Origin of the sequence: Isoptericola luteus (assembly GCF_020297055.1) — a bacterium.
GTDB lineage: Bacteria > Actinomycetota > Actinomycetes > Actinomycetales > Cellulomonadaceae > Isoptericola > Isoptericola luteus.
In genome coordinates this window covers 115,760-134,156 of the sequence record NZ_JAIXCQ010000005.1, presented here as the reverse complement: position 1 = coordinate 134,156, position 18,397 = coordinate 115,760, and the positions used below count along the sequence as shown (strand labels likewise).

Genomic DNA, 18,397 nt, shown 5'->3' with positions numbered 1-18,397 from the left:
GGTGCGGGGGGCTGCTCTCAGTGCGAGGCGCTCGCCCGCTTCGGGGTCACGCCGGGCTTCGGCTGGCCGTAGCCCATGTTGCGCAGCACGAGGCCGGCCACCAGGGAGACCGCCACGACGACGAGTCCCGCCCAGAACACCGTGGTGGAGACCATCGGCAGGAACCCGATCGCGGCGACGACGGTGCCGACCATGACACCGATCATGGCGGTCCACGCGGCGGTCGTGTGACCGTGGTTGGTGGGCGGTACGGCCGGGGGCAGGTAGGCGACCTCGGCGTTGCGGTTGTCGGTCATGGAGTCGTTGCCTTTCGTCACGTGATGCGCGCGGTCCAGCCTAGCGGTCCGCGGAGGGGTCCGTGCCCTGGGACAGCGCGTCCCAGGCGTCGTGCGGGTCGTGCGCGTCGTGCGCGTGGCCGGGCTCGCCGCCCGCTGCGCCCGGGACTCCGTCACCCGGTCCGGCGTCCGGTCCGGCGTCCGGTCCGGCGTCCGGTCCGGCGCCGGCTGCCGGCCCGACGGCGGCCGCCGTCGGCGCGCCGTCGCCTGCCGGGGAGGCGGCGCCCGCGCGCTCGTGCCGCCCCGACGTCGTCCCCCACGCCGGCGCACCGAGCGCCGCGAGCACCGCGACGACGGCGACGAGCACCCCCAGCGCGGCGGTGAGCCAGGGCCACGCGGTGAGCGACACCGGCGAGGTCAGGTCCGTCACCCCGGCGACCGCGGACGCACCGGTCGTCGCCGCGGGGACGGGGTCGGCGAGGATCCCCACGGCCGAGACGGAGGACAGCAGTCCGGCGAGCGCGACCACGACCAGGGCCACCCACCGCGCGACCCGCCCGGCGATCGCCAGGGCGAGCCCGCCCGCGACGACCACGAGCCCAGCCGCACCCACGGCGGGCGTCGCGCTCGTCCCGGTGACCTCGACCGGGACGACGTCCGCCAGGGCCGTGGACACGGTCGTGCTCAGCCAGGTGGGCCCGGCGGTCGCCAGCAGCAGGCCGCCGAGCGCCACGACGGCCCACACGGCGCGGGAGCGGGCGCGCAACGGACCGCGGCCGAGGTCGCCGCTCACAGCGTGCCGAACCGGGTGGCGAGCTGCACGGCCCGCACGGCCGCGGCCGCCTTGTTGCGCGACTCCTCGTACTCGAGCGCCGGCACGGAGTCGGCGACGATCCCGCCGCCCGCCTGCACGGACGCGCGCCCGTCACGGATGTGCGCCGTGCGGATGGCGATCGCCATGTCCATGTTGCCGCCGAAGTCGAAGTACCCCACGGTGCCACCGTAGACGCCGCGCGAGGCGGGCTCGAGGCTGTCGATGAGGGCGATCGCGCGCGGCTTGGGCGCACCCGAGAGCGTGCCCGCGGGGAAGGTCGCGCGCAGGGTGTCGAGCGCAGTCGCCCCCCGGCGCAGCCGGCCGACGACCGTGGAGCACAGGTGCATGATGTGGCTGAACCGCCGCGTCACCATGAACTCGACCACCTCGACCGAGGTCGGCTCGCAGACCTTGACCAGGTCGTTGCGGGAGAGGTCCACGAGCATGAGGTGCTCGGCCCGCTCCTTGGGGTCCTCCAGCAGCTCCTCCCCGAGCGCGACGTCCTCCTCGACCGTGGCACCGCGCGGCCGCGACCCCGCGATCGGGTACGTCGTGACGTGCCCGTCGGTGACCTTGACGAGCGTCTCGGGGCTCGACCCGACGACGGAGAACTCCGCGCCGTCGGGGCCGGTGAGACGGAAGTAGTACATGTACGGGCTCGGGTTGATGCTGCGCAGCGCACGGTAGACGTCGAGCGGGTCCGCGGGGCAGTCGAGGTCGAGGCGCTGGGACACCACCACCTGGAACACCTCGCCCTCGCGGATCGCCTCCTTGCCGGCGCGGACGGCGGCCTCGAACTCCGCGCGCGTCGAGCGGAACTCCAGCTCGGGCTCGGGAACCTCGGCCGGGTCGCGCAGCACCGTGCGCACGGGCGCCACCGGCGCGGCCAGCCCCGCCGCCATGGCGTCGAGCCGGCCGACGGCGTCGGCGTGCGCCTCGTCGACACGCTCGCCGGTGCCGTCGCCGTTGATCGCGTTCGCGATCAACCACACGGCGCCGGTGTGGTGGTCGACGGCGACGAGGTCGGTCGCCAGGCTCAGCGCCACCTCCGGCACGCCCAGCTCGTCCGGGGCCCGGGCGGGCAGGGTCGGCTCCCAGTGCCGCACGACGTCCCAGCCCAGCGCGCCCGTCAGGCCGCCCGTCAGCGGCGGGAGGCCCTCGATCGGCGGGGTGCGCAGCGCCTCGAGCGCCGCTCCCAGCACCTCGACGACGTCGCCCGACGTGGGGATCCCCACGGGGACGTCTCCTGACCAGACGGCCTGGCCGCCCCGCGCGGTGAGCGTGGCCCGGGAGTCCACGCCGACGAACGACCAGCGCGACCAGCCGCCGGACGTCTCGGCGGACTCGAGCACGAACGTGCCGGGGCGCCCCTGGGCGAGCGTGCGATACAGCCCGACCGGGGTGACGTCGTCGGCGAGCACGCGGCGCACGACGGGGACGACACGGCGGTCGCGGGCCAGCTCACGGAACGTCGCCAGGCCCGGCCACGTCGCGCCCCACGCGAGCTCGGCCGCCGTGGGGGCGGCCGGGGTCGTGGCGGGCGTGGGCGCCTGGGGCGCGCTCGGCGTGACGGCGGGCGAGGTCAAGGGACTCTCCTGTGCGGGTCGGCGGGGTCGGGCTGTGCGGGGTGGAGCTGAGCGGGGTGGAGCTGAGCGGGGTGGAGCCGTGCGGGGTGGAGCCGTGCGGACCAAGGGTTGGCGGAGGGCGGCGGCCGGTGGCTCAGTCGCCGACGACGGCACCGAGGTCGCCCCCGGCCTCGAAGCAGGTCCTGGTGCCCGTGTGGCAGGCGGCCCCGACCTGGTCGACCCGCACGAGCAGGGCGTCGCCGTCGCAGTCCAGCGCGACCGACCGCACGTGCTGCACGTGCCCGGAGGTGTCGCCCTTGCGCCAGTACTCCTCGCGCGACCGGCTCCAGAACGTCACGCGCCCGGTGGTCAACGTCCGGTGCAGCGCCTCGTCGTCCATCCAGCCGAGCATGAGCACCTCGCCGGAGTCGTGCTGCTGCACGATCGCGGCGACGAGGCCGTGCTCGTCACGCTTGAGACGGTCGGCCACGGCGGGGTCGAGGTCGGAGCGGGGGCTGGTACCTGGCTGCACCCCAGCATCTTGACACGCCCCGCGCGGACCCGGGCCCGCCGTCCCGGCGCGGGCCGTCCCGGCGCCGGCCGCACGGGCGCCGCGGCGCACCGCCGTGGCACTCACCTCGTCTGCGCCACCCAGCTCGCGTGCATCCGCGCGTACACCCCGCCGGCCGCGGCGAGCTCGTCGTGCGGACCCACCTCGACGACGTGGCCGTCGTCGACGACCACCACGAGGTCGCTCGCCTCCGCCGTCGACAGCCGGTGGGCGATCGTGAGCGTCGAGCGGCCCGCGGTCAGGGAGTCCAGCGCACGCGCGATGCGAACCTCGGTGGCGGGGTCGACCGCGGACGTCGCCTCGTCCAGCACGAGCAGGTCGGGCGCGGCCAGGTAGGCCCGCGCGATCGCGACGAGCTGCCTCTCCCCCGCGCTCAGCGCCTCGCCGCGCTGGCCGACCTGGGTCCCCAGCCCCGCCGGCAGGTCCGCCACCCAGTCCGCGAGTCCCAGCGCCTCGAACGCGTCCGACACGCGCGCGGCGACGTCGTCCGCCCCCGAGGTACCGTCGCGCAGGCCGTAGGCGACGTTGTCCGCGACCGTGCCCTCCATGAGGAAGCCCTCCTGGGGCACCAGGACGACCCGGTCGCGCAGCGAGGCGAGGCCCAGGTCGCGCAGGTCCACGCCGTCGAGCAGCACCTGCCCCGCGGTGGGGTCCATGAGGCGGGTCACCAGCTTGGCGATCGTCGTCTTGCCCGACCCGGTGCGCCCCACGACCGCCACCCGCGTCCGGGCGGGGAGCTCCAGGTCGACGCCGTGCAGCACCTCCGGACCCTCGGGGTACGTGTACCGCACGCCCTGCAGGGTCAGGGCCGCCGGCCCTCGCTCGCTGGCGACGCCGTCGGGCGGGTCGACGACGTCCAGGGGCGTCTCCACCACGGCGAGCACGCGCCGCCAGCCCGCGACGGCGTTCTGCAGCTCGTTGAGGATCTCCGTGGCCATCTGGACTGGCCCGGTGAAGAGCTGGACGAGGAACAGGAACGCCACGACCTGGCCGGCGGTGAGCTCCCCGCCGACGCCGAGGAGCGTGCCGACCACCACGACGACCGCGAGGACGAGGTTGGCGACCAGCACGCCGCCGGAGAACACGGACGCCACCAGCACCTGGGCCCTGGCCTGCGCCGAGCGCGTCTCCTCGATCGCGGCGTCGACACGCCGCCCGGTGCGGCGCCCGACGCCGTAGGCCCGGACCGTCTCGGCGCCGACGACGGCCTCCGAGATCGCGCCGAGCATCGCCCCGACCTTGGCGCGCACCGTCGTGTAGGCCGCGTTGACGTGCCGCTGGGCGCGCCGCAGCACCAGGACCAGGGGCACGAAGCACAGCCAGACGAGCACCGTGAGCTGCCACGAGTACACGGCCATGAGCACCGTGGCGACGAGCACCTGCAGCGACGAGACGAGCAGCATGATCCCGCCCCACTGGACGAACAGCGAGATCGTGTCGACGTCGGAGGTCACCCGCGAGACGAGCGCGCCGCGCCGCTCGGTGCCCTGCGAGAGGGTGGACAGGTCGTGCACGTGCCGGAAGGCCCGCACGCGCAGCTCGGCCAGTCCCGCCTCGGTGCTGCGGAAGAGGCGGACGTTGACCATCGCCGAGCACAGCCCGGCCACGACGAGGGCACCGGCCGCGAGGGCCACGAACAGCGCGACCCGGCCGGCGTCCGGCCCGCCCGTGGCGCCGATCCCCTCGTCGACGGTCCGCTGCACCGCGAGGGGGACCACCACCCGACCGCTCGCGGCGAGCACCGCCAGCCCGAGGGTGAGCCACAGCCCCTGGACGATCTGCGGGGAGAGCTGGACGCCGCGCCGCAGCGTCGCGAGCACGCCGAGGGTGCTCGCTGACGCGATCCGTGAGTCGCTCATCGGGTCCGCCCCTTCGGCGTCGCGGCGACGGGCGCATCTGGCGCCGTCGCCTCGGTCTCGTCGCCGACGGCGAGCTCGTCCGCGCGCTCCCGCGCCCGGCGGGCCGTCTCCTGCTCGTAGGCCGTGGCGAGGGAGCGGTATCCCGGATCGCGTCCCAGCAGCTCGCGGTGCGTCCCGACGTCGACGACGCGGCCGCCCTCCAGGTGCACGACGACGTCCGCGAGCGCCACCGACGACATGCGGTAGGCGACCATGACGACGGTGACCGCGGAGCCGTCGCCCGCCGTGCCGCGCAGCGCCCGCAGGATCTCGGACTCCACCTGCGGGTCGACGGCGGAGGTCGCGTCGTCGAGCACCAGCAGCCGCGGACGACGCACCAGGGCCCGCGCGATCGCCAGACGCTGGCGCTGGCCGCCCGAGAGGTTCGCGCCGCGCTCCCCGAGCGAGGCGTCGAGCCCGCCCGGCAGGCCCTGCACCAGGTCGTCGAGCCGGGCCGTGCGCAGCGCGTCCCACACGGCGGCGTCGTCCGGTACGTCCGCCCCGTCCGGGACGTCCGGGACGTCCGCCAACGTCACGTTGGCCCGCACCGTGTCCTCGAAGACGAACGTCTGCTGGGCCACGAGCGCGACCTGGGCGGGCACCTCGCCGTCGAGCAGGTCCCGCAGGTCCAGGCCGTCGAGCAGCACGCGGCCGCGCGTCGGGTCACTGAGCCGGGCCAGCAGCGAGACCAGGGTGGTCTTGCCCGCCCCGGTGCTGCCCACGACGGCCACGGTCTGCCCCGGGCCGACCTCGAGGTCGACGTCGTCCAGGAGCCGAGCCGTACCGCCCGCGGCGGGGACGTCGACGCCCACGCCGTCGAGCCGCACGGCGAGCCCGCCCGCCGTGCGCGGCAGGGCCCGTGACCCGGACGGCAGGACGCCGCGCGCGTCCAGCACCCGGGCGATCCGTTCATAGCCCACCAGAGCCCTCGGCAGCTCCCCCAGGACCCAGCCGAACGCCCGGACCGGCACGGCCATCACCGTGAGCAGGTAGGCCGCGGTGATGACGTCTCCCGCCTCGACCGCGCCGGTCGACGCGCGCCAGGTCCCCACGCCGAGCACCACCAGCGTGCCGAGCGACGGCAGCAGCTCGATCACCGGGTCGAAGAACGCACGCACCACGCCGACCCGGACGTTGGCGGCCTGCAGCGCGTGGGCACGGTCCGCGAAGCGGGCCTCCTCGCGGTCGGCGGTGCCGAGCGACTTGACGAGCAGCGCGCCCTCGAAGGACTCGTGCGCGACGTCCGCGACCTCGGCCCGCAGCTGTTGGGCCCGCGTCGCCGCAGGCGCCATGAAGCGCTGGAACACGAGGTTGACCACCACTGCCGCGGGGATCACCACGAGCGCAGCGGCGGCGAGCCACAGGTCGATCGACAGCAGCATCCCGGCCGCGACGCCGATCATCACCACGACACCGAGCGCGAACGGCAGCGGGTTGAAGACGCCGGTCGCCGCCTCCACGTCGGCGCTCGCGTTGGACAGCAGCTGACCGGCCGGGTGCGCCCGGTGCCAGGACATCGGGAGCCGCAGGTACTGCGCCGTGACGCCCCGCCTGTGGCGCGCCTGGAGGGCGGCGAAGCCGAGCCCCGCCCAGATCCTGCGCCCGGCGACGCTCAGCGCGAGCGTCACGGCGACGGCGGCAAGCACGAGGCCCGCCTGCCACAGCCGGTCCTGGGCCTCGACGTCGCCGCCGATCGCCGGGACCACGACGGTGTCGGTCGCCCAGCCGACGGCTCGGCTCACCGCCACCGTCAGGGCGCCGAAGACCGCCGACGACCCGACGGCGAGCACGTAGAGGCGCGGCTCGGCGCGCAGGCCGCGCCACATGAGCGCCACGGAGCGGCGCCACCGCGACCCCTGCAGGGCCGCGGTGGTGCGTTCGTCCGTCATCGGGCCCTGCGCGTCAGGGGCGTGCCGGTCACTGCCGCACCTCGATGCCTGCCGCGGCCATGGCGTCCTTGACCTGACCCACCGTCAGGGTGCCGAAGTGGAAGACGCTGGCCGCCAGGACCGCGTCCGCCCCCGCCCGGGCCGCCGCCACGAAGTCGGCGGGCGTGCCCGCACCGCCCGAGGCGATCAGCGGCACGTCGACCCGCGCGCGGACCGCCGTGAGCATCTCGAGGTCGAAACCGGACGTGGTCCCGTCGGCGTCCATCGAGTTGAGCAGGATCTCGCCCGCACCGAGCCCGGCGGCCCGCTCGGCCCACTCCACCGCGTCGATGCCGGTGCCCCGGCGCCCGCCGTGGGTGGTGACCTCGTAGCCCGACGGCGTCGTCGTGCCCCCGGTGACGCGGCGCGCGTCGACGGACAGGGTGAGCACCTGGCTCCCGAAGCGCGCCGCGATCTCGGCGATCAGCTCCGGGCGTGCGATCGCGGCCGTGTTGACACCCACCTTGTCCGCGCCCGCACGCAGCAGCCGGTCCACGTCGTCGGTGGTGCGCACGCCGCCACCCACCGTCAGCGGCACGAAGACCTGGTCCGCCGTGCGGCGCACGACGTCCACCATCGTCTCCCGCTCCCCCGACGACGCGGACACGTCGAGGAACGTCACCTCGTCCGCACCCTCCGCGTCGTAGCGGGCCGCGAGCTCGACCGGGTCGCCGGCGTCGCGGAGACGGGTGAAGTTGACCCCCTTGACCACCCGGCCGGCGTCGACGTCGAGGCACGGGATCACACGGACGGCCACAGGCACGGGCTCACGCTCCTGGTCTTCGGCGGGTGCTGGTCTTGCGCGGGTGCTGGTCTTGCGCGGGTCGTGGTCTGGTCTTCGCCCGGGCGGGATCACCCGGGCCTGCGAGGTCGCGGACCTGCGGGCTCAGCCCTCGTCCGCGCGGTCGGACGCCTCGTCCTCGGAGGTTTCCTCCGAGTCCTCCTCGGGCGGCTGCTCCTCGGTCTCGTCCTCTGGGACGATGTCGGCGTCGGTCACCTGGAAGTGCGTGTCCAGGATGTCGACGACGTAGACGAGCGTCTGGTCCGCGAGGTCGCTGCTGGTGCCACCGTAGCCGAGGCTCGGCGGGACGACGATCATGACCTGCGACCCCACCGTCTGCTCGAGCAGGCCCTCGTCGAGCCCCTCGATGAGCTGCCCGATGCCGATCGTGGCCGACTGCGGCCGGGCCCCGGCCTCCCACGTCGAGTCGAACGCGCGGCCGTCGCTCCAGCGCACCGCGGTGAACCGCATCGTCACGACCTGCCCCACCTGCACCTGGGGGCCGCTCCCGCGCACCAGCGGCTGGACGACGAGGTCCCCGGGAGCCTTCGCGTCCTCGGGGATCTTGACGTACGGCGTGCCGTCGTCGGCGCGCTCGACCTCGGGAAGGCCCTCCACCGTGGGCACCTCGTTGCCGGCGGCCCGGGTGGGCAGCACGTCGATCACGAGGATCACCGGGACGCCACCGTCTTCCTCCACAAGCAGGAGGCGCGCGCCGACCCGCTGGCCCCGCAGCGTGTCGTAGAGGTTGGACCCCAGCGACTCCGGCGACATCGTGTACCAGGCGGGCGCGTCCATGAACGTGCTCGAGATCACGGCGCCGTCGGTGCCGTCCTCGGCGTGCATGTTGAGCAGCACCGGTTCGCCGTCGGCCACGGGATGGCCTGTGCCGGGCCAGATCGTGCGCGACCCCGGCTGCACCACCGTGTACGGCTCGCCGTAGTCCAGCGACGGCGGCTCGCCCACCGCCCCGGAGACCTGCACCGGAGCCTGCGACGGCGTCTGGGTGGGCGTGAGCTCGCGCAGCACCGACGACGAGCACCCGGTCAGGGCAAGGGTGCTGCCGAGAAGGAGGGCCAGCAGGGGGGTCGCACGGCGAGGCACCGCGACATTCTGCCACGGCAACCACCCTTGCCCGGGCGACGGCCGCCGGGCGTACATCCCGGGCGGTTCTTCCACTACATGGACTCGATGAGCCGTTCCACCCGCTCGTCGACGCTGCGGAACGGGTCCTTGCACAGCACGGTGCGCTGCGCCTGGTCGTTGAGCTTGAGGTGCACCCAGTCCACCGTGTAGTCGCGGCGGGCGTCCTGCGCGGCTCGCACGAAGTCGCCGCGCAGCTTGGCCCGCGTCGTGGGCGGCGGCACGGCCGTCGACTCGAAGACCTCCAGGTCCGTCACCACGCGCTCCACCATCCCGCGGGCGGCCAGCAGGTTGTACAGGCCCTCGGTGCGGGAGATGTCGTGGTAGGCCAGGTCGAGGCGCGCGATGCGCGGGTCGTCGAGCTCCAGGCCGTGCTTGGCGCGGTAGCGGTCGATGATCCGCAGCTTGATCACCCAGTCGAGCTCCCGCTCGACCATCGTCAGGTCGCCGGACTCGAGGGCCCGCAGGCCCCGCTCCCACAGGTCGAGGACCTGCTTGACGACGGGCGTGGGGTCGAGGTGCGCGTCGACGTGCTCGCGCACCCGCTGGAAGTACTCGAACTGGATGTCGACCGCCGTGGCCGTGCGCCCGTTCGCGAGCTGGACGGGGTGCAGGCCCGTGGAGTCGTGGCTGATCTCCCGGATCGCGCGGATCGGGTTCTCCAGGCTGAGGTCGCGCATGGGCACGCCCGCCTCGATGAGGCGCAGCACCAGGTCGGTGGCGCCGACCTTGAGCATGGTGGTCGGCTCCGCCATCGAGGAGTCGCCCACGATGACGTGCAGGCGGCGGTAGCTCTCGGCGTCCGCGTGCGGCTCGTCGCGGGTGTTGATGATCGGGCGCGAGCGCGTCGTGGCGCTGGAGACCGCCTCCCAGATGTGGTCCGCGCGCTGGGACAGGCAGTACACCGCCCCCCGCGGCGTGGCGAGCACCTTGCCGGCCCCGGTCAGCACCTGCCGGGTGATGAAGAACGGCACCAGCACCTCGGACAGCCGCGAGAAGTCGCCCTGGCGCCGCACGAGGTAGTTCTCGTGGCAGCCGTAGGAGTTGCCCGCGGAGTCGGTGTTGTTCTTGAACAGGTGCACCTTGCCCGCGAGCCCCTCGTGCTCCAGACGCTGCTGGGCGTCGGCCACGAGCCCCTCGAGGATGCGCTCGCCCCCGCGGTCGTACGCCACGAGCTGGCGCACGTCGTCGCACTCGGCGGTCGCGTACTCCGGGTGGGATCCGACGTCGAGGTAGAGCCGCGACCCGTTGCGCAGGAACACGTTCGACGAGCGCCCCCACGCCACGACCTTGCGGAACAGGTAGCGCGCGACCTCGTCCGCGGACAGGCCGCGCCCGTCGTCGGCCGCGCACGTGACGCCGTACTCGGTCTCCAGACCGAAGATCCTGCGGTCCACGCCGTCCCCTCTCCCTCAGCCGTGCCTCGTCGTCGACCCGCTACTCGTCGTGCTGGTCGAGCAACCCGGCCAGCGCCGGGCCGTGCAGCCGGCGGAACGCCCGCCGGTCACGGTGCCGATCCAGCACGGCGACCTCGAGCCCCGTCGGGGCGATCTCTCGCTCCGCGCCCTCCGTCGCCAGCGCGCCGTCCGCGCCGACGCTGCCCAGGGTGCGCACCGCGACGCCCAACACCTGCGGCAGCGTCATGCCCTCGCTCCAGGCGCCCGCCAGCCGCTCGTGCAGCTGCTCCGCCCGGCCGCCCATGACGACGAAGCCGTGCTCGTCCGCCACAGAGCCGTCGTAGGACAGCCGGTAGATCTGGTCGTCGGCGGGCGTCGCGCCCACCTCCGCCACCACCAGCTCCACCTCCAGCGGCTTGGACTCCGTGGTGAAGACCGTGCCCAGCGTCTGGGCGTAGGCGTTCGCCAGCCCCCGCGCCGTGACGTCCGTGCGGTCGTAGGAGTAGCCGCGCAGGTCGGCGTAGCGCACGCCCGCCACCCGCAGGTTCTCGAACTCGTTGTACTTGCCCACGGCGGCGAACGCGATGCGGTCGTAGATCTCCGAGATCTTGTGCAGCGCCCGGGACGGGTTCTCCGTCGCGAACAGGATGCCGTCGTCGTACACCAGCACCACGACCGACCGCCCGCGGGCGATGCCCTTGCGCGCGAAGTCGGCCCGGTCCTTCATCAGCTGCTCGGGCGAGACGTAGAACGGCATCGTCATGCGTGGGCACCCCCCTGCTCGCGGCCCGTGCGGCGACGGGCCGCCGGGCGGTCGCCGTGCGCCGCGACGTGCGCGGTACGGCGCTCGGCCACGATCGCCTCGACCATCTCGGCGAGCTGGTCGTCGGGGGCGTGCTGCACGCCGCCCGCGGTCACGGTCACGACGACCGGCCAGACCTGGCGGACCGTGTCCGGCCCGCCCGTGGCGCTGTCGTCGTCGGCGGCGTCGTAGAGCGCCTCGACCGCCGTGGCGATCGCCCCGTCGGCGTCCAGGCCGGGACGCCAGAGCTTCTTCAGCGCCCCGCGGGCGAACACCGAGCCGGACCCGACGGAGTGGTAGTCGTGCTCCTCGTAGCGCCCGCCCGTCACGTCATAGCTGAAGATGCGCCCGGCCCGGCGGTCCAGGTCGTAGCCGCCGAACAGCGGCACCACCGCGAGACCCTGCATCGCCAGCGGCAGGTTCTGCCGGATCATCGTGGACAACCGGTTCGCCTTGCCGTCCAGCGACAGCAGCGAGCCCTCGATCTTCTCGTAGTGCTCCAGCTCGAGCTGGAAGAGGCGGACCAGCTCGACGGCGATCCCCGCCGACCCGGCGATGCCGACCGCGGAGTAGGCGTCGGCCGCGAAGACCTTCTCCATCTCGCGGCTGGCGATGAGGTTGCCCATCGTGGCGCGGCGGTCCCCCGCCATCACGACGCCGCGGCCGGCCTCGCCGTCCGCCCCGTCGGTGCCGAACGTCAGTGCCACGATCGTGGTCGCGTGCGGTGCGAGCGGGTCGCCGGCACCGGCCGGGGAGCCCGACGCCGGACGGCGTCCCGGGAGCAGGTCCGGCGAGTGCGCGGCCAGGAAGTCGACGAACGACGACGACCCCGGACGCAGGAACGCGTCCGGGAGCCGTCCGGAGGTGTCAGCGGAACCTGTCATGGAGCCTCACTGACCGCCCTTCTGCACGAAGCCCCGGACGAACGACTCGGCGTTCGACTCCAGCACCTCGTCGATCTCCTCCAGCAGGGCGTCGACCTCGGCGTCGCGCTCCGTCGCCTGCGGGGCGGCCGGGGCGGGAGCGCCCGCGTCGTCGTCGGGCGTGCGGTCCTCGTGCTGCGGGTTGATCCGTTCCTGACCGGCCATGGTCCGCCTCCTTCGCTGCTGCGGAGCTCCCGGAGAGGGAGGCTCCGGGAGAGTCTCGCGTCGCCAGCCTATGCGCTGGTGGTAACAATGCGCGGCGACGTCCACCCCTGTTGCGCCCAGGGCGCAATCCGCGTCGCGACCAGCGTCCGCGCGGCGGCCTCAGCCGTCGCCGCGCAGCCCCTTGAGCAACGCCGCCGCGTCGGGGCTGGCGTCGAGGAGCGCGCCGATGTGCCGCCGCGTCCCGCGCGTCGGGTCGAGCATCGGCACCCGCTGGAGAGCGGGCGCGCCGGCCACGTCGAAGATGACCGAGTCCCAGCTCGCGGCGGAGACCTCGTCCGGGTAGCGCGCCATCACCTCACCCCGGAACCACGCGCGGGTGTCGGCCGGCGGATGGTGCACGGCGTCCGCCACCCGCTGCTCGTCGACGAGCCGCTCCACGGCCCCCGAGGCCACCAGCCGGTGGTAGATGCCCCGCTCGGGGCGCACGTCCGTCCACTGCAGGTCGAGGGTGCGCAGCCGCGGGTGGTCCCACGCGAGCCCGTCGCGCGCCCGCAGGCCCTCGAGCAGGCGGCGCTTGGCCACCCACTCCACCTCGCGGGCGCACGACGCCGGGTCGCTGCCCAGCCGCTCGAGCACGGACCGCCACCGCTCGACGACGGTGCGCGAGCCGTCGTCGCCCACCTGGTCGCCACCGAGCACGTCGAGCGCGCGCGCCACGAGGTCCGCGTACGCCACCTGGACCTCCAGGGCCGTGAGGCGGCGCCCGTCCGCGAGCTCCAGCGGCGCCGCGAGGGTGAGGTCGCGCGAGACCCGCTGCACGTCGGCGACGGGGTCGGCCAGCCGCAGGGCCGTCAGCTCGGCACCCGCCTCGACGCCCGCCGCGGCGAGCTCGTCGAGGTGCTCGGCCACCCACAGCACCAGCGAGGCCGTGCCGAGCTTGAGGTAGGTCGCCACCTCGAACAGGTTGGCGTCGCCGATGATCAGGTGGAGCCGCCGCCACCGGGACCTGTCGGCGTGCGGCTCGTCGCGCGTGTTGACGATCGGGCGGCGCAGCGTCGTCTCGAGGCCCACCTCCGCCTCGATGTAGTCCGCGCGCTGCGAGAGCTGGAAGCCGGGCTCCGCACCCGTCGGGCCGAGCCCGACCCGCCCGGAGCCGGCGAAGACCTGGCGGGTCACGAGGAACGGGGTGAGGACGTCCACCAGCGTGCCGAACGGGAGGGCTCGGTCGACCAGGAAGTTCTCGTGGGTGCCGTAGCTCGCGCCCTTGCCGTCGACGTTGTTCTTGTACAGGACGATCTCGCCGCCCGGCACCTGCGCCAGCGCGCGGACCGCCTCGAGCATCACCCGCTCGCCCGCGACGTCCCACAGCACGCCGTCGAGCGGGCCCGTGACCTCCGGCGACGAGTACTCGGGGTGGGCGTGGTCCACGTACAGGCGCGCGCCGTTCGTGAGGATGCAGTTCGCGGCGCTCGGGTCGTCGTACTCCTCGACCGAGGCCCGCTCGACCTCCTCGGGCTCGGACCGGCGCGGGTCGCGGCGTGCCGCCCGCGCGGGGCTGCCCGTCGCGGCCGCCGGCGCCTCACCGGCCACCGGCCCCGACGGTGCGGGCTGCGCCGGGTCGTCCGTGAGCAGCGACGGGTGCGCCGAGGCACGTTGCAGGTGGAACCCGCGCGCGTCCTGCAGCGGGTCCTCGTCGTCGTAGTCCCAGCGCGCCGGCGGCCGTGCCCCCGGCCCGGGGGCCAGCGAGCGGTACGTCATCACCACCTGGGAGCTCATGAGCATGGGGTTGGCCAGCGGCTTGCCCGGGGACAGCACGCCGTACTCGGTCTCGATACCCATCACGCGACGAACGCTCACGTCACCACCCTAGGTTCCCCACCGCGAGATCGAGGTACCCGTCTCGAGATCGACCTTCAGGAGGTCGATCTCGAGACGGGTACCTCGATCTGGCGGGAGGTGCCGGCCGGCTACAGGTACTGCCCCGTGCTGGTCACCGTGTCGATGGTGCGTGGGGCGCCGTCGCCACCCTTCTTCTGGACGATCGTGCGGATGAAGACGATGCGCTCGCCCTTCTTGCCGCTGATGCGCGCCCAGTCGTCGGGGTTCGTCGTGTTCGGCAGGTCCTCGTTCTCCTTGAACTCGTCGACGCACGCGGACAGCAGGTGCTCGACGCGGATGCCTCGCTGGCCGGTGGACAGGAAGTCCTTGATGGCGGACTTCTTGGCCCGGTCCACGACGTTCTGGATCATCGCGCCGGAGTTGAAGTCCTTGAAGTACAGGGTCTCCTTGTCCCCCGACGCGTACGTCACCTCGAGGAACTGGTTCTCCTCGTCCTCGGCGTACATCCGCTCGACGACGCTGCGGATCATCGCCTCGACCGCCTCCGCCGGGCTGCCGCCGTGCTCGGCGAGGTCGTCCGGGTGCAGCGGCAGGTCCGGGGTGAGGTACTTGCCGAAGATCTCCGTGGCGCCCTCGGCGTCCGGCCGCTCGATCTTGATCTTCACGTCGAGCCTGCCCGGGCGCAGGATCGCGGGGTCGATCATGTCCTCGCGGTTCGAGGCCCCGATGACGATGACGTTGTCCAGCCGCTCGACGCCGTCGATCTCGGCGAGCAGCTGCGGCACGATCGTGGTCTCGACGTCGGACGAGAGCCCCGTGCCGCGGGTGCGGAAGAGCGACTCCATCTCGTCGAAGAAGACGACGACGGGCATGCCCTGCGACGCCTTCTCGCGTGCCCGCGCGAAGATCAGCCGGATGTGCCGCTCGGTCTCGCCGACGTACTTGTTGAGCAGCTCGGGGCCCTTGACGTTGAGGAAGTAGCTCTTGGCGCCCGGATCGCCCCCGCGCGTGCCGGCGACGGTGGCGGCGAGCGAGGCGGCGACAGCCTTGGCGATGAGCGTCTTGCCGCACCCGGGCGGCCCGTAGAGCAGCACCCCCTTGGGCGGGCGCAGCCCGTGCTCACGGAACAGGTCGGGGTGAGAGAACGGCAGCTCGACGGCGTCGCGGATCTGCTCGATCTGGGGCCCCAGGCCGCCGATGTCCTCGTACGCGATGTCGGGGACCTCCTCGAGGACCAGCTCCTCGACCTCCGACTTGGGCACGACCTCGAACACGAACCCGCTGCGCACGTCGACCGTCAGCGCGTCGCCGACCCGCAGCGCGGCAGCGGCGACCGACCCGGCGAGCCGCACGACGCGCTCCTCGTCCGTGCGCCCCACCACGAGCACCCGCTCGTCGTCGAGGACCTCCTTGATGGTCACCAGCTCGCCGGTGCGCTCGTAGCCGCCGGCGGACACGACCGTCATGGCCTCGTTGAGCTTGACCTCCTGGCCGGGCCGCAGCTCCGAGGTGTCGAGACCCGGGCTGGACTGCACGTGCATCTTGCGCCCGGCCGACGAGATGTCGACGCTGCCGTCCTCGTGCGCGGCGAGGAAGGTGGCGTAGGTGCCCGGGGGCTTGGCGAGGTCGTCGATCTGGCCCTTGAGCTCGACGATCTGGTCGCGCGCGGCGCGCAGCGCCTCCGCGAGACGCTCGTTCTTCGCGGCGAGGAGCGCGAGCTGGGCGTCCCTGCTCGGTGCGGCGGGCGTGGACGGCTCCGGGTGGAGCTCGGGACGAACGGGCTCGGTCATCGCATCCCCTCTCGTGCGGCGCGGGTGGCCGGGTCCCCCGGGCGGGAGAGCGGCCCCGGTACAGCACCCTAGAGCGGAACGCGGACGGGGGGACGTTCATTTCACGGAGCGGCCCGACCTTCACGCCACGGTCACGCGACCGTGACCGGGCGGTGACCCGGGCGTACCCCGCGACGCCGCCCGGTGCCGTCGGCCCGGACCGCCCGGTGTCGTCAACCCCGACCGGCCGCGGAAGGACCCCGTCAGTCCTCCGGCTGCCCGACCTCGCGCCGCACGCGACGGATCTTCTTGTCCGACACGGGCCGCTCGCCCAGCTCCTCCTCGCTCCACTCGGCGTCGGTCGCCGGGTAGGCGCCCTTCGCGGGCCGGCGGGTGCGCTCGGGCGGGGCGATGCCGTCGGCGAGCCGACGCGCCGTGACGAGGAAGCCCGTGTGCCCGATCATCCGGTGCTCCGGGCGCACGGACAGGCCCTCCAGGTGCCAACCGCGCACCATCGACTCCCAGGCGCTGGGCTCGGCGAACCGGCCGTCCGCGCGCAGGTCCTCTGCCGTCCGCGAGAGCTGGGTCGCGGTGGCGACGTAGCAGATGAGGACGCCGCCGGGAGCCAGCGCGCCCGCCACCGCGTCGATGTTCTCCCAGGGGGCCAGCATGTCGAGGACCACGCGGTCCACGCTGCCGGGCTCGGCGACGGTCGGCAGCACGTCGGCCAGGTCCCCGACCGACAGGCGCCAGGCCGGGTGGTCGCCGCCGAAGAACGTCTCCACGTTGCCGCGCGCGATCGCCGCGAAGTCCTCCCGCCGCTCGATCGAGTGCAGCTCGCCGCCGTCGCCGACGGCGCGCAGCAGGGACATCGTCAGCGCGCCCGAGCCGACGCCGGCCTCCACGACGCGGGCACCGGGGAAGATGTCCGCCATCTGCACGATCTGCCCGGCGTCCTTGGGGTAGACGACGGCGGCACCGCGCGGCATCGACAGCACGTAGTCGCTGAGCAGCGGGCGCAGCGCGAGGTACTCGATGCCCGCCGTGTTCGTGACCACCCAGCCCTCGGGCCGGCCGACGAGGTCCTCGTGGCGGAAGTAGCCCTTGTGCGTGTGGAACGTGCCGCCGGGCTGGAGGGTGATGGTGTGCAGCCGGCCCTTCGGGTCGGTGAGCTGCACCTTGTCACCGACGCGCAGCGGCCCGCGGCGCAGGTGAGCACCGGTGCCGGTGGGCTGCGCCCGGTCCGTGGGTGCGGGGGCGGCGGCGGGCTGTGTCGGCTCGGCGGCGGGCTCGTTCTCGGCGGGAGTCACGACCGACGAGTCTACCGACGCTCCGCCGGTGCCTCCTCGGCGCGCACCGTCTCGCTCCCGGCGGCCGATCCCGTCACCGGCGCAGGGCGGCGGCGACGCGCGCGACGTCGAGCACGCCCGTGACCGTGCCGCCCTCGACGACCGGCAGGACCCGCGCGCCCGCCGAGGTGCGGGCGACCCGCTGGAGCAGGTCCGTCCCCGTCAGGCCGGCGTCCAGGGCGGACCCTGGGGGGAACGGCACGACGACGGCCTCCACCGGTGTCGTGCCCGCCTGGTCGGCGGGGACGGCGCTCGCCGCGGAGGGGTCCACCCAGCCGACCGGCTCCCCCGCCGTCCCGACCACGACCACCACCGCCCCCGGCCGCGCCGCGACCGTTTCGGGCAGCGCCGCGACCGTCGTCGCGGTGCTCACCGTCACCGCGGGCACGGCGAGCGTGCGCACCCGCAGGCTGCCCAGCTCCTCGCGACGCCGAGCCCCCTTGATCGCCTCCCCCGCCCCGGACCACAGGAACGCGCCGATGAGTGCCGCCACGGCCACGTCGACCCACGACGGCGCCAGCCCGTGCCACAGCGGCCACAGCAGCGCCCAGCCGACCACCCCGACCGCGACGACACGGCCGATCCACCCGGCCGCGACCGTGCCGCGGGTACGCGACCCCGTCGCGCCCCAGACGAGGGACTCGAGGATCTGCCCACCGTCGAGCGGCAGCCCGGGCAGCAGGTTGAACAGGCCCACGAACGCGTTGGCGAACGCGCCGGCCATGAGCAGCATGGTGGGCAGGGACATCACCGGCTGCAGCAGGAAGAGACCCCACATCCCCGCTGCCAGGACGAGGTTGGTCAGCGGGCCCACGACGGCGATCAGGGCACCGTCGAGCGGGCGACCGGCCGCCCCCGAGTACGCGGTGTGCCCGCCCCAGAGGGTGACGGCGAGCTCGGTGACGCGCTGTCCGCGGGCCCTGGCCACGAGCGCGTGGGCCACCTCGTGCAGGAACACCGAGACGAACAGCAGGAGCACGAACGAGAAGGCCACGACGAGCACGCCCCCGGTCGCCAGCCCCGGGGCGAACCTGCTGGCGGTGGGTGCGAAGACGACGGTGAGGACGGCGGCGCCGAGGAACCACGACGGCGTCACCAGGACGGGCGCGCCGGCGACCCGGCCGACGACCCAGCCCTTGGAACGTGAGGTCACCGGCTCAGGCTAACCGCCGGGGCGG

16 protein-coding genes are annotated in these 18,397 nt (G+C 74.1%); all 16 read right to left on the bottom strand.

Annotated elements, in window-relative coordinates:
* Positions 1-17 precede the first annotated feature (17 nt).
* The 16 genes from LEP48_RS09295 to LEP48_RS09220 all read right to left on the bottom strand — a co-directional run bounded on the left by LEP48_RS09295 (position 18) and on the right by LEP48_RS09220 (position 18,372).
* Positions 18-296, bottom strand: coding sequence for an HGxxPAAW family protein (locus tag LEP48_RS09295; RefSeq protein WP_225565308.1), 279 nt, complete (start codon positions 294-296; stop codon positions 18-20).
* Between the two features lie 40 nt (positions 297-336).
* Positions 337-1,068: a Trp biosynthesis-associated membrane protein gene (locus LEP48_RS09290; protein WP_225565307.1), complete on the bottom strand. Its 732-nt coding sequence runs from the start codon at positions 1,066-1,068 to the stop codon at positions 337-339.
* Positions 1,065-2,675, bottom strand: coding sequence for an anthranilate synthase component I (locus LEP48_RS09285; RefSeq protein WP_422723821.1), 1,611 nt, complete (start codon positions 2,673-2,675; stop codon positions 1,065-1,067). Before LEP48_RS09285 ends, LEP48_RS09290 begins: the two co-directional genes overlap by 4 nt.
* Positions 2,676-2,808: 133 nt before the next feature.
* The gene (gene hisI, locus LEP48_RS09280) at positions 2,809-3,186 is read right to left on the bottom strand and encodes a phosphoribosyl-AMP cyclohydrolase (RefSeq protein WP_225565306.1); all 378 of its coding nucleotides are present in this window, start codon (positions 3,184-3,186) and stop codon (positions 2,809-2,811) included.
* 101 nt (positions 3,187-3,287) lie between these two features.
* Positions 3,288-5,084 carry an ABC transporter ATP-binding protein gene (locus tag LEP48_RS09275; protein ID WP_225565305.1) on the bottom strand — a complete coding sequence of 599 codons (1,797 nt, stop codon included), beginning with the start codon at positions 5,082-5,084 and terminating at the stop codon, positions 3,288-3,290.
* Positions 5,081-7,012, bottom strand: coding sequence for an ABC transporter ATP-binding protein (locus LEP48_RS09270; protein ID WP_225565304.1), 1,932 nt, complete (start codon positions 7,010-7,012; stop codon positions 5,081-5,083). Before LEP48_RS09270 ends, LEP48_RS09275 begins: the two co-directional genes overlap by 4 nt.
* Positions 7,013-7,040: 28 nt before the next feature.
* Entirely contained in the window at positions 7,041-7,814 is a 774-nt protein-coding gene (hisF, locus tag LEP48_RS09265; RefSeq protein WP_225565303.1) for an imidazole glycerol phosphate synthase subunit HisF, read from the bottom strand.
* A 123-nt stretch (positions 7,815-7,937) separates the two neighbouring features.
* Positions 7,938-8,936, bottom strand: a complete 999-nt coding sequence (locus LEP48_RS09260; RefSeq protein WP_225565302.1) for an FKBP-type peptidyl-prolyl cis-trans isomerase — start codon at positions 8,934-8,936, stop codon at positions 7,938-7,940.
* Between the two features lie 74 nt (positions 8,937-9,010).
* Positions 9,011-10,372: a Pup--protein ligase gene (gene pafA / locus LEP48_RS09255; RefSeq protein ID WP_225565301.1), complete on the bottom strand. Its 1,362-nt coding sequence runs from the start codon at positions 10,370-10,372 to the stop codon at positions 9,011-9,013.
* A gap of 40 nt (positions 10,373-10,412) precedes the next feature.
* Entirely contained in the window at positions 10,413-11,135 is a 723-nt protein-coding gene (gene prcA, locus LEP48_RS09250; RefSeq protein ID WP_225565300.1) for a proteasome subunit alpha, read from the bottom strand.
* Positions 11,132-12,058, bottom strand: a complete 927-nt coding sequence (prcB, locus tag LEP48_RS09245; protein ID WP_225565299.1) for a proteasome subunit beta — start codon at positions 12,056-12,058, stop codon at positions 11,132-11,134. Before prcB ends, prcA begins: the two co-directional genes overlap by 4 nt.
* Before the next feature lie 6 nt (positions 12,059-12,064).
* Positions 12,065-12,262 carry a ubiquitin-like protein Pup gene (locus LEP48_RS09240; protein ID WP_225565298.1) on the bottom strand — a complete coding sequence of 66 codons (198 nt, stop codon included), beginning with the start codon at positions 12,260-12,262 and terminating at the stop codon, positions 12,065-12,067.
* Between the two features lie 159 nt (positions 12,263-12,421).
* On the bottom strand, positions 12,422-14,101 hold the full coding sequence (gene dop, locus LEP48_RS09235; RefSeq protein ID WP_225565411.1) for a depupylase/deamidase Dop: 1,680 nt from the start codon (positions 14,099-14,101) through the stop codon (positions 12,422-12,424).
* Positions 14,102-14,229: 128 nt separating this feature from the next.
* Entirely contained in the window at positions 14,230-15,891 is a 1,662-nt protein-coding gene (arc, locus tag LEP48_RS09230; protein ID WP_225565297.1) for a proteasome ATPase, read from the bottom strand.
* A gap of 242 nt (positions 15,892-16,133) precedes the next feature.
* Positions 16,134-17,180, bottom strand: coding sequence for a tRNA (adenine-N1)-methyltransferase (locus tag LEP48_RS09225; protein ID WP_422723820.1), 1,047 nt, complete (start codon positions 17,178-17,180; stop codon positions 16,134-16,136).
* A gap of 73 nt (positions 17,181-17,253) precedes the next feature.
* The gene (locus LEP48_RS09220) at positions 17,254-18,372 is read right to left on the bottom strand and encodes a site-2 protease family protein (protein ID WP_225565296.1); all 1,119 of its coding nucleotides are present in this window, start codon (positions 18,370-18,372) and stop codon (positions 17,254-17,256) included.
* Positions 18,373-18,397: the final 25 nt, after the last annotated feature.

Bases quoted from the DNA above. Each gene is read 5' to 3' on its own strand.
- LEP48_RS09270 (WP_225565304.1), bottom strand. From the start codon at position 7,012: ATGACGGACGAACGCACCACCGCGGCCCTGCAGGGGTCGCGGTGGCGC.
- LEP48_RS09295 (WP_225565308.1), bottom strand. From the start codon at position 296: ATGACCGACAACCGCAACGCCGAGGTCGCCTACCTGCCCCCGGCCGTA.
- dop (WP_225565411.1), bottom strand. From the start codon at position 14,101: ATGGGTATCGAGACCGAGTACGGCGTGCTGTCCCCGGGCAAGCCGCTG.
- LEP48_RS09275 (WP_225565305.1), bottom strand. From the start codon at position 5,084: ATGAGCGACTCACGGATCGCGTCAGCGAGCACCCTCGGCGTGCTCGCG.
- arc (WP_225565297.1), bottom strand. From the start codon at position 15,891: ATGACCGAGCCCGTTCGTCCCGAGCTCCACCCGGAGCCGTCCACGCCC.
- prcB (WP_225565299.1), bottom strand. From the start codon at position 12,058: ATGACAGGTTCCGCTGACACCTCCGGACGGCTCCCGGACGCGTTCCTG.
- prcA (WP_225565300.1), bottom strand. From the start codon at position 11,135: ATGACGATGCCGTTCTACGTCTCGCCCGAGCAGCTGATGAAGGACCGG.
- LEP48_RS09240 (WP_225565298.1), bottom strand. From the start codon at position 12,262: ATGGCCGGTCAGGAACGGATCAACCCGCAGCACGAGGACCGCACGCCC.